The sequence below is a fragment of the Bacteroides muris (ex Afrizal et al. 2022) genome, assembly GCF_004793475.1.
Lineage (GTDB): Bacteria > Bacteroidota > Bacteroidia > Bacteroidales > Bacteroidaceae > Bacteroides > Bacteroides muris.
The window spans coordinates 96,137-108,683 of sequence record NZ_SRYZ01000005.1 but is presented as its reverse complement, the minus strand read 5'-3'; the positions used below and the strand labels follow the sequence as shown (position 1 = coordinate 108,683).

Below are 12,547 nucleotides of genomic sequence, written 5' to 3'. Positions count from 1 at the left end.
TTATCTCGTTTCCGAATTTTCTTGTTTCAGCAGGTTATAGTGGAATGTATTCCACAAAGGCCTCCATTGCTTCATAGGAAGCAAGTCCGAGACTGTCATACAAGGCAGCTGTTCCGCGGTTACGGTCTTCGCTGCGTTGCCAGAACAGACGTTCGTCATTGCCCAAGAACGGTGCGCTTTCCATCTGCGACTGATGCTTCAGGATAGAGTTGCGTTTGGCACGCAATTCTTCCGGGCTGATGGGAACGGCCATTTCGATGTTTTCGATTTCCCATTCTGCCCATGCACCGCGATACATCCAGATGCGGCATTCCTTCAACCATTTGGCATCTTCTTCTTTTTCCAGGTCGATAGCGGCAAATACGGCATCCGTACAAACACGGTGTGTTCCGTGCGGGTCGGCCAGGTCGCCGGCAACGAAAATCTGATGGGGCTTCACTTCGCGCAACAGGTTGCGTACGATTTCCACGTCTGCTTCGCTGATAGGATTCTTCTGTATCTTGCCCGTTTCGTAGAACGGCAGGTCAAGGAAGTGGCAGTGATCCAAAGGTATGTTATTATATGTACATGCAGTACGTGCTTCGCCACGACGAATCAGTCCCTTGATGGTCAGGATGTCGCGCGTGTCCATGTCACCGTCTTTTTTCTCCTTCAGATACTTACGGATTTCGGCGTATTTGTCGTTGATAACCTGGTCCTCGCTGTTGTTGAAGATTTGGTTGAATCCGTTGATGAAGTGTAGGAAACGGATCACTTCTTCATCGCCTACGGCAATGTTGCCGGAAGTTTCGTAAGCCACATGCACGTCATGTTTCTGCTCTACTAGACGACGGATGGTACCTCCCATGGAGATAACGTCATCATCGGGATGCGGAGAGAACACGACCACACGTTTGGGATAAGGTTTCGCACGTTCGGGACGATAGGTGTCGTCTGCGTTCGGCTTGCCGCCCGGCCATCCGGTGATGGTATGTTGCAGGTCATTGAATATCTTGATGTTCACGTTATAGGCTGAACCGAACAATGCTAGCAGCTCACTCAGACCGTTTTCGTTGTAGTCCTTGTTGGTTAGCTTCAGAATGGGTTTTCCGGTGAGCTGGCACAACCAGACGATGGCGCTGCGGATGAGCTTGTCGTTCCATTCGCAGGAAGTTACCAGCCAGGGGCGTTGGATACGCGTCAAGTTGGCGGCGGCAGACAAGTCGATGACGATGTGCGCATTGTTGTGAGTCTGCAAGTAAGAAGCTGGAATGGTGTCGGTAACTGCACCTTCCACACACTCTTTTACCATCTTGGCTTTTTCTTCACCCCATGCCATCAGGTATACTTTCTTTGCGGCAAGGATAGTGGAAACACCCATTGTGATGGAACTGATAGGAGTACTTTCGATGCTGCCGAACATCTTGGAAGCTTCGTTACGTGAATCATTATCTAGCAGAATCAGACGGGTGGTAGAGTTCATGCGTGAACCCGGTTCGTTGAAACCGATGTTGCCTACGCGGCCTATGCCTATGATAGCGGCGTCTACTCCGCCGAAGCTTTCGATGCGCTGTTCGTACAGACGGCAATATTCAAAAATGGTGTCTTTGGCAATCGTACTGTCCGGGCTGAAGATGTTCTGCCTGTCAATATCCACATGGTCGAGCAGCATTTCTTTCAAGGCATTGAGGTTGCTGTTAATGGCATCCGGTGCCAGTGGATAATATTCGTAAAGGTTGAATACGACTACATTGCGGAAACTCAAGCCTTCTTCTTTATGCATGCGGATGAGGGCTGCATATACGTTGCGTGGAGAGTTTCCTCCTGCCAGTGCCAACACACAGAAACGTCCCGCTTTTTGCTTGTCACGGATTAACTGTGCAATGTCAAGGGCAATCTGGTTGGCGCCTTCTTCGGCAGACTCGTAAATGTCTGTCGGTATTTTTTCCAGTCGGGTCAATACCGACCGTTCAAATGCATTCTCAGGCCTGTAGTATCTGGGGGATACTCTGTTGAGAGTGATTTGAGAGCTTAGATTGGTTTTCATAAATAGAATATTAATAAATGATTAAATATTGCACTGTTCTTTGAAAAACAAATATACGAAAAACAATGTTCATTCGCATGTCGTTGAAGATTAATTAAGAGATTGTATAGGTCTCCGGTACAAGTTTGCCCATGGCCCATACGGCTCTTACGTTCAAGTTTTCGTCCATGACAATGATGTCGGCATCCTTGCCTTTTTGGAGGGAGCCTTTGCGGTCGTATACGCCCATAATCTTTGCCGGGGTTTCAGAAGCCATGCGTACGGCGTCTGCCAACGGAATTTCAGCTTTTTGTACTACGGTGCGTATCAGCCGGTCCATGGTGGCTACGCTGCCGGCAAGGGCGGAATGGTCTGCAAGCTTGCAGACTCCGTCTTCGATGATGACGCGCGGGTCAAAGGCCTCCTGGCTGTCGCTTGCGGCGCATGCCAAGGCGTCGGTTATGAGGCAGGTGCGTTCTACGCCTTTTATCTTGTAGACCAGTCGCAGGATGGTGGGAGGAACATGGATACCGTCGGCCACCACTTCCACCGTCATATCGTCCAGCAGATAGATGCTTTCTACTGTGCCTTCGTATTTGTACTCACGGCGTTTGTGGAAACCGGGCATTGCATTGTAGAAGTGGGTGGCATGGGTATAGCCTGCTTCGTAGGCTGTACGGATGTCTTCAAACTCCGCTTGCGTATGGGCTACCGATGCCAAAATGCCTTTGGCGGTGATGTATTTTCCAAACTGCATGGCTCCCGGAAGTTCGGGGGCAGCGTCCCAGCGCTTGATACAAGACCAGGTTTCCACGATAGGGATGTATTCGTTGGGGTCGGGACTCTTGATGTTCTCGGGGATTTGTCCGCCTGCCATCGCCATGTTCAGGTAGTGTCCTTCCAGATGCAGGCCAAGGATAGGGCTGTCTTTTTCTTCCATGAGTTTGGTGCAGGTTTCGGCTGCCTGCTCAATCATGGGAACGGTGGAGGAGGAGAGGGTGGGGAAAATGCTGGTTGTTCCATATTTCATATGGGTTTTGACGGCTACACGAAAGGCATCTTCAGTACATTCCATAAAGTCACGGCCTCCACCGCCATGGGCATGGATTTCCACACCGCCGGGGAGTACATACATACCTTTTACGTCTATCAATTGTGCACCGATTACTGCAAGGTCACAGTTAGTCACTTCCAATATTTTTCCGTCCCTGATGAGTACAGAGCCGTCTTTAAGCCATCCTTGCGGGGTAAGGATGCGGGCGTTGATAAGTTGAGTCAACATAGGATTTAGGGGTTAGAGTTATTAAATTAATCATGTCGTTGTTCTGACATTGTTTCAGAGGACAAAAATAGGCACTTTTTGGAGAATATGTACTCCTTCTTTTAGGGTATTTTCATTAAATACTCTAAAAAAAGCAGATTTGGTGCATTTTGCAGGATGTCTCTTTCCTTAAAATGTGTTCTTATTATATAGAAATAGAAGCGGAATGCTTATAGGGGGATACCGGAGTAAACTTACGACTGATATGCTATTAAAAGGCTTTTAATGATGGTTCGCTATAGGAAGGAGATGGATAGGCGGACTTTGTGGAGGAAAAGGCATAGCTTCTATAAATAGGTTGCTAGGGGTATAATGAGGATAATCATGCAAAAATAAACCGTTCATCGCACTTTTTCCGTTTGGGTTTGTTATATTTGTATTTGTTTATAAACTCTAAAATATCAACGTATGAAAAGCTGGAAAGTAGAAGCAGCCATTATAGCCGTGGGGCTGCTTTTGTTGGGAATCAAGGTAAAAGGCGGTATTGACAATTTTGTGAATAAGGATCGTGTGGTCAGTGTAAAAGGACTGGCCGAAATGGAAGTGCCTGCCGACAAGGTGGTCTGGCCTCTTGTCTACAAAGACATAGGCAATGACCCTGCTCTGCTTTATGCCAATATGGAGAAGAAGAATGCAGCCATCGTGAGTTATCTTGAAAGCAACGGCATAGAGAAGGAAGAAATCAGCATTGCACCCCCCGAGGTGATTGACATGCAGGCTGAACGTTACGGTGACCGCAATGTGGTCTATCGTTATAATGCCACGTCTGTCATCACTGTCACTTCCAAGAATGTGGATAGGGTGCGTAGACTCATGTCCGGGCAAGCCGAGCTCTTGAAGCAGGGCATTGCCATCACAGGAGGAGACTACAAATATAACGTGTCTTATGAATTTACCGGTCTTAATGAAGTGAAGCCAAAGATGATAGAAGAGGCTACCAAGAATGCCCGTGCCGCAGCCGAGAAGTTTGCCAAGGATTCGGACAGCGAGTTGGGCAAAATCCGTAATGCTTCGCAAGGGCAGTTCTCCATCAGCGACCGCGATGCTTATACTCCTTATATAAAGAGCGTGCGCGTAGTGACTACCGTGAACTATTATCTGAAGAAATAACGAAACCGTCCGCATCTTTCCAAGCGGGGAACTTTTGCCTGAACTCCTGCAGGGAGGAAAGGCTGAGGGAGGCAGTGGCAGTCGCTTCTTTGTCATCGGGCACAGTGGCAAGCACTTCTCCTTTTGGAGAGTAGACCGCACTGCCTCCACAGTGTGGAGTGTCTCTGCCATCTCTGCCGATGCGGTTGACACCGCAGACATAACTGATGTTTTCCAAAGCACGTGCTTGCAGCAGGATGTCCCAAACCTTCCGGCGGGGAACGGGCCAGTTGGCGACACAAATCAAAAGGTCGTATTCATTGTTCCTGTTGCGACTCCATACCGGGAAGCGAAGATCATAACATACAAGCAACAGTATGTTCCAGCCGCGATACCGGATAATGGGACGTTGGTAGCCGGAAGTGAAATGCTCTGTTTCGTGCCCCATCCGGAAGAGGTGCCGTTTGTCGTAATAGTAGGCATCGCCTTCGGGCGTAAGGAAGAATGCACGGTTGTAGTAGGATGGCTTTCCTCCTTCTGGAGCTGTCTCGTTGGCAATAAAGCTGCCTGCAAGAGCGAGTCGGTACTCTTCAGACCATCGGCGCAGCGTTGTGATAGTTTCTCCTGTTGTGGGTTCGGCCAAGCTGGCGGTGTTCATACTGAAGCCGGTGGAGAATGTTTCCGGTAAAACAACAATCTCCGTTGTTCCACGAAGAGTTTCTAACTTCTCGTGGAGACGACGGAGATTTTCTTGTTTATTTTCCCAGACGATGTCTGTTTGCAGAATGCTTATTCGCATGGCATGAATGCTTAATACCTGATTAGATATCTCCTAAATCAAAATTTTCGGGATTTTTCCCTTTAAAGTTCTTGAAATACAGTTTTATCTCGCGCATATCCTTTTCTATGTCTCCGGTAGGCATGACAGCTTTGGTAGAGGAGATGGTCTTGGAAGGATAGTCAATCCCGATAAGCATGATGGGTACTTTTGCTTTAAGCGCTATGTAATAAAAACCTTTCTTCCAGTTGGGATTGGCTTTACGGGTTCCTTCCGGTGTAATGGCCAGGTGGAAATGCTTGCTGCTTACAAACTTTTCGGTCATTTGGTCTACTAAGGAAGATTTACGTCCCCGGTTCACCGGGATGCCACCAACGGCTTTGAATATCAATCCCAGAGGAAAAAAGAACCATTCCTTTTTCATCATGAAGCTGGTCTTGCGGCCGATGGCGCCATAAAACAATTTACCGATAAATAAGTCCCAATTGGAAGTATGGGGTGCCGCACAAATTACACATTTGTCGTAGTTGGGCACCGTCACGTTTGTCTTCCAGCCCAGCAGGCGATAATAAATGAAGCTATAAAAGGCTTTCTTCATCTTATTTCAGCTTGCCCATTGCGTCAATGATTTCGTCTACCTTCGCATTGAAATCAGCACGAAGTTTTTTGTAGAAACCTTTTACATTTCCCGGCTCGGTGTGGCTGATGCGGCTTATGAATTCATCTTGCATTTTTAGAATTTCAGCCATCAGATTGTCGGCTTTTTGTTTCTCTATTCCAGGTATATATAAGCTGTTTACAAGACACTCTGTGAACAATTCACCCGCAATATAGTTTATATTCTTCTTTAGTTCTTTTCTACTTGCCATAATTTTTACGTTTAAAATGAATAATTTGAATTATTTTCGGTAAAGATAATGTTTTTCTTTGTTAGTGTAGAGCAAAAAAGGGTTTTTATGTGTTTTTAATTTAGTAATTTTGTGGAATTATTCCACAAACTGTGGACACATTCCACAAGAAAAAACAGAAGATGCCACCATGAATAAAAAAATGATTTTTTCTTTTATATCTGATATATAGATTGTTATATGTGATGGATAAGATGGTGATAGATTGGCATCGGATTTGTCTTAATAGAAAGAAACAGGGTTAAATTTAATAGACAAACAAACATGAGACAGTTTTTTACGAAAAAAGAATTGAAATTAAAGAAGAAGAGGTTGTTGATGATGGTTGTCTGCATGGCGGTATTGTTGGCAGGTTACTTTATTCTGACTTGGCCTAAGAAGGTTGAACCGGAAGCTCCTACCGTGATTGTGGAATCAGCAGAAAAAGGAGATGTGGAGATATATGGCGAGTACGTGGGGCGTATTCGTGCCCAGCAGTTTGTAGAGGTACGTGCGCGTGTGGAAGGGTATTTGGAGAATATGCTTTTTGCAGAAGGAACGTATGTCACCAAGAACCAGGTGCTTTTTGTTATAAACCAAGACCAGTATAGGGCAAAGGCCGACAAAGCCCGTGCACAGTTAAAGAAAGATGAGGCGCAGGCATTGAAGGCAAAACGAGATTTGGAGCGTATCCGCCCTCTTCATGCGCAGAATGCTGCCAGCCAGTTGGACTTGGATAATGCCCAGGCTGCCTACGAGACGGCAGAAGCTTCGGTGGCGATGAGTCAGGCCGATTTGGACCAGGCCGAATTGGAATTGGGGTATACGTTGGTCCGTTCTCCGTTATCGGGACATATCAGTGAAAGAAATGTGGATTTGGGAACATTGGTCGGACCGGGAGGTAAGTCTTTGCTGGCTACGATTGTGAAAAGTGATACGGTGCTGGTAGATTTCAGCATGACAGCATTGGATTACCTGAAAAGCAAGGAACGGAATATCGAGATAGGGCGTCAGGATTCTACACGTTCCTGGCAGCCGAACATTACAATTACTTTGGCGAATAATACTGTCTATCCTTATAAAGGCTATGTGGATTTTGCCGAACCTCAGGTAGACCCTCAGACCGGAACATTCTCCGTACGTGCAGAAATGCCGAATCCTGACAGAGTGTTGTTGCCGGGGCAATTTACAAAAGTGAAGCTGTTGCTGGATGTACGTGAGGGTGCTGTCGCTGTTCCTCAAAAGGCAGTTACCATTGAGAAAGGTGGTGCATATGTTTTTGTAATGCGCCGGGACTCTACGGTTGAAAAGCGTTTTATTGAGCTGGGACCTGAATTTGGTAACAATTGGGTAGTTGAGCGTGGTTTGGCTGCCGGAGAACAAATTGTGACAGAAGGTTTTCACAAGCTGACTCCGGGTATGAAAGTACGTGCCCAAGCTGCCGTTCCTAAAAAAGAGGGCGGGCAGACGAATGATTCTCTGAACAAGCAGGTCGTTTCTGAAACGGAGCAGACTACCCCGGTTGAGAATAAATCAAAGGACAACAACCCTTCAAAGTAATGATGTTATGAAAGTAAGTTTTTTTATAGACCGTCCGGTATTCTCGGCGGTGATATCGATTGTGATTGTAATTGTCGGTATCATTGGCCTGACCATGCTGCCGGTAGACCAATATCCGCAGATAACACCTCCTGTAGTGAAAATCAGTGCTTCCTATCCGGGAGCCAGTGCATTGACTGTTTCGCAGGCGGTGGCAACTCCTATTGAGCAGGAGATAAACGGTACTCCCGGTATGCTGTATATGGAGTCCAACAGTTCTAATTCCGGAGGTTTTTCGGCTACGGTCACTTTCGACGTATCCGCCGACCCGGATTTGGCTGCCGTAGAAATACAGAACCGTGTGAAACTGGCAGAGAGTCGTTTACCGGCCGAAGTGATTCAGAATGGTATTTCTGTGGAAAAACAGGCTCCCAGCCAGTTGATGACCATCTGTCTGACTTCCAGTGACCCGAAGTTCGACGAAATTTATCTGAGTAACTTTGCCACTATCAATGTGCTCGATTTGTTGCGCCGTATCCCCGGGGTGGGACGTGTTTCCAACATCGGCAGCCGTTACTATGCCATGCAGATATGGGCGTTGCCTGATAAACTTGCCAACTTCGGCCTGACGGTGCAAGACTTGCAGAATGCCCTGAAAGATCAGAATCGTGAGTCTGCTGCAGGTGTTTTGGGACAACAACCGGTGAAGGGACTTGACATTACTATTCCTATCACTACCCAGGGACGTTTAAGTTCGGTAAAGCAGTTTGAGGACATCGTGGTCCGTGCCAATGCCAATGGTTCCATCATCCGCTTGCGCGATGTGGCACGTGTTTCGCTGGAAGCCTCTTCGTATAGTACCGAGAGCGGAATCAACGGTGAGAATGCTGCTGTGCTCGGCATCTATATGCTTCCCGGAGCCAATGCCATGGAAGTTGCAAAGAATGTAAAGGCCGCTATGGAGGAAATCAGTGCGAATTTCCCTGAGGGAATGAGTTATGAGATTCCCTTCGACATGACGACTTATATTTCCGAATCCATTCATGAAGTATACAAGACGTTGTTCGAAGCGTTGATTCTGGTTGTACTGGTCGTATTCCTTTCTTTGCAAAGTTGGCGTGCGACGGTGATACCGATTGTTGCGGTACCTATTTCACTGATTGGTACCTTCGGTTTCATGCTTATTTTCGGTTTCTCTCTGAACATACTGACTTTGCTTGGATTGATTCTCGCCATCGGTATTGTGGTGGATGATGCCATTGTGGTGGTAGAGAACGTGGAACACCTCATGGAGACGGAGAAACTGGGTCCGTATGAAGCTACCAAAAAAGCTATGAACGGGTTGGCAAGTGCTTTGATTGCTACTTCATTGGTGCTTTGTGCCGTATTTGTGCCGGTAAGTTTCTTGAGCGGAATCACCGGACAGCTATACCGTCAGTTTACCATTACTATTGCTGTTTCCGTATTGCTTTCTACAGTAGTGGCTTTGACGCTCAGTCCTGTTATGTGTTCGCTCATATTGAAGCCCGACAGTGGAAAGAAAAAGAACATCGTTTTCCGTAAGATTAATGAATGGTTGAATCTGGGAAACCACAAATATGTGGCTGTCATCAACCGGGTCATCAGGAATCCTCGCCGATTGATGAGTGCGTTTGGTCTGGTACTGGTTGCCATTTTCATTATCCATCGGCTGGTGCCTACCAGCTTCCTGCCGACAGAAGACCAAGGCTATTTTAAGATTGAATTGGAATTGCCGGAAGGTGCCACTTTGGAACGTACCCGTGTAGTGACCGATCGTGCCGTGCAATACCTGGAGAAGAATCCGTACGTGGCATACGTGCAGAACGTCACGGGTAGCAGCCCCCGCGTGGGAAGTAACCAGGCGCGCAGTGAACTGACGGTTATCCTCAAACCCTGGGAAGAACGTAAGGGAATTTCCATTGATAAGATAATGGAGAATGTGGAGAAGGATTTGAAAGAATATCCCGAATGTAGAGTCTATCTTTCCACACCGCCGGTCATTCCGGGTCTGGGTACTTCGGGAGGTTTCGAAATGCAGCTTGAGGCACGCGGAGACGCAACGTTTGATGATTTGGTGCAAGCGGCAGATACGTTGATGTTATATGCCCGAAAGTACAAGGAGTTGGCAGGGCTTTCCTCTTCCTTGCAGTCCGAAATCCCGCAACTCTATTTTGATGTGGATCGAGACAAGGTGAAGATGCTGGGAGTACCTTTGGCAGATGTGTTTTCTACCATGAAAGCTTATACCGGTTCTGTCTATGTGAATGATTTCAATATGTTCAACCGTATATATAAGGTATATATTCAAGCCGAGGCTCCTTATCGCGAGCATAAAGACAACATCAATCTGTTCTTTGTGAAGGCGAAGGATGGAGTGATGGTGCCGCTTACCTCTTTGGGAAATGCTTCCTATACTACCGGACCGGGCAGCATCAAGCGTTTCAACATGTTTACCACTGCCGTAATCCGCGGTTCTGCTGCACAAGGCTATAGCTCCGGTCAGGCAATGGAGATTATGGAGCAGATTGCGCACGACCACTTGCCGGACAATATCGGTCTGGAATGGAGCGGTCTTTCCTATCAGGAAAAGAAGGCGGGAGGGCAGACGGGTCTTGTACTTACGTTGGTATTCCTTTTTGTATTTCTCTTCCTGGCTGCGCAATACGAAAGCTGGACGGTGCCTATCGCAGTGTTGCTTTCACTGCCGGTTGCTGCTTTGGGTGCCTATCTGGGTGTTGTGATATGCGGGTTGGAAAATGATATTTATTTCCAGATTGGCTTGGTGATGCTGGTGGGACTTGCGGCAAAAAATGCCATTTTGATTGTGGAGTTTGCCAAGGTACAGGTTGACAAGGGGGAAGACTTGATTTTGTCGGCCATCCATGCTGCCCAACTTCGTTTCCGGCCTATTCTGATGACTTCCCTTGCTTTTGTATTGGGTATGCTTCCTATGGTGTTGGCAAGCGGACCGGGCTCAGCAAGCCGTCAGGCTATCGGTACCGGTGTTTTCTTCGGAATGATATTTGCCATTGTATTCGGTATTGTGCTTGTACCGTTCTTCTTTGTGCTGGTTTATAAGGCAAAGGCAAAAGTGCAGCATAAAATCAAGAAAGACTGATTCACTTAAACAAAGACTGTTATGAAAAAAAATAAAATATATATCCTTTTGCTGCTGAGTATTTCCATATTCACTTCCTGTAAGGTCGGAAAGAGTTATGTCCGTCCTGAAATGTCCTTGCCGGACAGCCTTGTGCAACAGCAGGACAGTATCAGCATTGCCGACCAGCAATGGCAAGCTGTTTATACGGACAGTACTCTGCGCAGCTTGATAGACCGTGCATTGGAGTATAATAAGGACATGCAGATTGCGGCTTTCCGCGTCAAGGAGATGGCTGCCCAAAAGCGTATCAGTGTTGCCAATCTTCTGCCGCAGCTCACCGGAAAAGTGGAGGCCGAGCGTGAAGTGGATAATTATGGCGGTCATAGCCGTGATGTAGGCAATACCTATGAAGCCAAGGCATTGCTTTCCTGGGAACTGGATCTTTGGGGAAACTTGAGATGGAAGAAAGTGGCCGCCGTGGCCGAATACCTGCAAAGTGTGGAGGCACAGCGTGCGTTGCGCATGACTATCGTTGCCGAAGTTGCACAGGCTTATTATGAGCTGGTAGCCCTTGATACCGAACTGGAGATTGTACGCCAGACGCAAAAGGCGCGTGAAGAGGGAGTTCGCTTGGCCCGTATCCGTTTTGAAGGTGGACTGACCTCCGAGACCTCTTATCAGCAGGCACAAGTGGAGTTGGCCCGTACGGCTACGCTTGTGCCCGATTTAGAACGCCGTATCTCTCTGAAAGAAAATGATATCGCTTTTCTTGTAGGTGAATTTCCTACCCGCATTAAGCGTGTAAATTTTCTACAGGAACTGGATGTGCCGGAGTCTTTACCGGTAGGTCTTCCTTCCGATTTGTTGGAGCGCCGTCCTGATATTCGTGCGGCAGAGCAGCAGTTGAGGGCCGAGCATGCCAGAGTGAAAATTGCTTATACCAATATGTTTCCCCGTCTGGCGTTGACCGGACAGTTTGGATTGGAAAGTGATGTGCTGTCTAATTTTTTGGAATCTCCCTATTCCTTATTGAATGGTGCGATATTGGCTCCGCTTTTCGGTTGGGGAAAGAATCGTGCCGCCCTGAAAGCTCAGAAAGCTTCTTTTGAAGCCGAGATACATAGCTATGAAAAGACCGTACTGAATGCTTTTAAGGAGGCAAAGAATGCTATTGTGGATTTCAATAAAATAAAGGAAGTCTACCAGCTGCGTGCCAAACTTGAACGCTCTGCCAAAGGGTACGTGGATTTGGCACAATTGCAATACATCAATGGTGTTATCAATTATATGGATGTGCTCGATGCCCAGCGTGGTTATTTCGATGCTCAAATTGGAGTGAGTAATGCTATCCGTGACGAGCTTATTGCCATGGTAAATGTCTATAAGGCATTGGGGGGCGGCTGGCAAACCGAATGACGATTAGCGTTTTTATTTATCCGGTTATAAAAAAAGCAGGGGGTGTTGTTGCAATACCCCCTGCTTTTGTCAATAGTCAAGAATATTAATATCTTCTGGAGTTGTAACCGCCTCTTCTGTCGCGATTGCCGCCATTGAAAGATCTTTCTTCTCTGGGGCGTGCAATGTTTACTGAAATTTGTTTGCGGTCAAATTCGGCACCGTTCAACTCGTCAATGGCTTTTTGGGCGGCTGCGTCGTCCGGCATTTCTACAAAACCGAAACCTCTGGATCTTCTTGTTTCTCTGTCTGTGATGATTCTTGCAGAAGAAACTTCCCCGTACTCTGAAAATAAATCGTTTAAGTCAGCGTCTGTTGTGCTGAAGTTTAAACCTGAAATGTAAATGTTCAT

Annotated in this window: 10 protein-coding genes; 4 read left to right on the top strand and 6 right to left on the bottom strand. The window is 47.0% G+C overall.

Annotated elements, in window-relative coordinates; translation table 11 throughout:
• Positions 1-34 precede the first annotated feature (34 nt).
• The gene (locus tag E5355_RS04170; RefSeq protein WP_136009301.1) at positions 35-2,026 is read right to left on the bottom strand and encodes a glucosamine-6-phosphate deaminase; all 1,992 of its coding nucleotides are present in this window, start codon (positions 2,024-2,026) and stop codon (positions 35-37) included.
• A 94-nt stretch (positions 2,027-2,120) separates the two neighbouring features.
• The gene (gene nagA, locus E5355_RS04165) at positions 2,121-3,287 is read right to left on the bottom strand and encodes an N-acetylglucosamine-6-phosphate deacetylase (protein ID WP_136009300.1); all 1,167 of its coding nucleotides are present in this window, start codon (positions 3,285-3,287) and stop codon (positions 2,121-2,123) included.
• A gap of 447 nt (positions 3,288-3,734) precedes the next feature.
• Between nagA and E5355_RS04160 the strand changes: the two genes are divergently transcribed.
• Positions 3,735-4,436 carry an SIMPL domain-containing protein gene (locus E5355_RS04160; protein WP_136009299.1) on the top strand — a complete coding sequence of 234 codons (702 nt, stop codon included), beginning with the start codon at positions 3,735-3,737 and terminating at the stop codon, positions 4,434-4,436.
• On the opposite strand, the gene E5355_RS04155 is transcribed toward E5355_RS04160, so the two are convergent.
• Genes E5355_RS04155 through E5355_RS04145 form a run of 3 tightly spaced genes read right to left on the bottom strand, consistent with a single transcriptional unit; the run spans position 4,408 to position 6,062 of the window.
• A complete protein-coding gene (locus tag E5355_RS04155; protein ID WP_136009298.1) occupies positions 4,408-5,214 on the bottom strand; it encodes an amidohydrolase in 807 nt (268 codons plus the stop codon). The genes E5355_RS04160 and E5355_RS04155 overlap by 29 nt on opposite strands.
• A gap of 22 nt (positions 5,215-5,236) precedes the next feature.
• Positions 5,237-5,791, bottom strand: coding sequence for a 1-acyl-sn-glycerol-3-phosphate acyltransferase (locus tag E5355_RS04150; protein WP_136009297.1), 555 nt, complete (start codon positions 5,789-5,791; stop codon positions 5,237-5,239).
• Position 5,792: 1 nt separating this feature from the next.
• On the bottom strand, positions 5,793-6,062 hold the full coding sequence (locus E5355_RS04145; RefSeq protein WP_136009296.1) for a hypothetical protein: 270 nt from the start codon (positions 6,060-6,062) through the stop codon (positions 5,793-5,795).
• 303 nt (positions 6,063-6,365) lie between these two features.
• Here E5355_RS04145 and E5355_RS04140 point away from each other — a divergent pair, with 303 nt between their 5' ends.
• The 3 genes from E5355_RS04140 to E5355_RS04130 are packed head-to-tail and all read left to right on the top strand — an operon-like array spanning position 6,366 to position 12,156.
• Positions 6,366-7,640 (top strand): efflux RND transporter periplasmic adaptor subunit, encoded by a 1,275-nt coding sequence (locus E5355_RS04140; protein WP_136009295.1) that lies wholly within the window; start codon positions 6,366-6,368, stop codon positions 7,638-7,640.
• A gap of 7 nt (positions 7,641-7,647) precedes the next feature.
• Positions 7,648-10,758: an efflux RND transporter permease subunit gene (locus E5355_RS04135; RefSeq protein WP_136009294.1), complete on the top strand. Its 3,111-nt coding sequence runs from the start codon at positions 7,648-7,650 to the stop codon at positions 10,756-10,758.
• A gap of 21 nt (positions 10,759-10,779) precedes the next feature.
• The gene (locus E5355_RS04130; protein WP_136009293.1) at positions 10,780-12,156 is read left to right on the top strand and encodes an efflux transporter outer membrane subunit; all 1,377 of its coding nucleotides are present in this window, start codon (positions 10,780-10,782) and stop codon (positions 12,154-12,156) included.
• Positions 12,157-12,241: 85 nt separating this feature from the next.
• Here the strand turns inward: E5355_RS04130 and E5355_RS04125 are convergent, their stop codons facing one another.
• On the bottom strand, positions 12,242-12,547 hold the full coding sequence (locus E5355_RS04125) for an RNA recognition motif domain-containing protein (protein ID WP_136009292.1): 306 nt from the start codon (positions 12,545-12,547) through the stop codon (positions 12,242-12,244).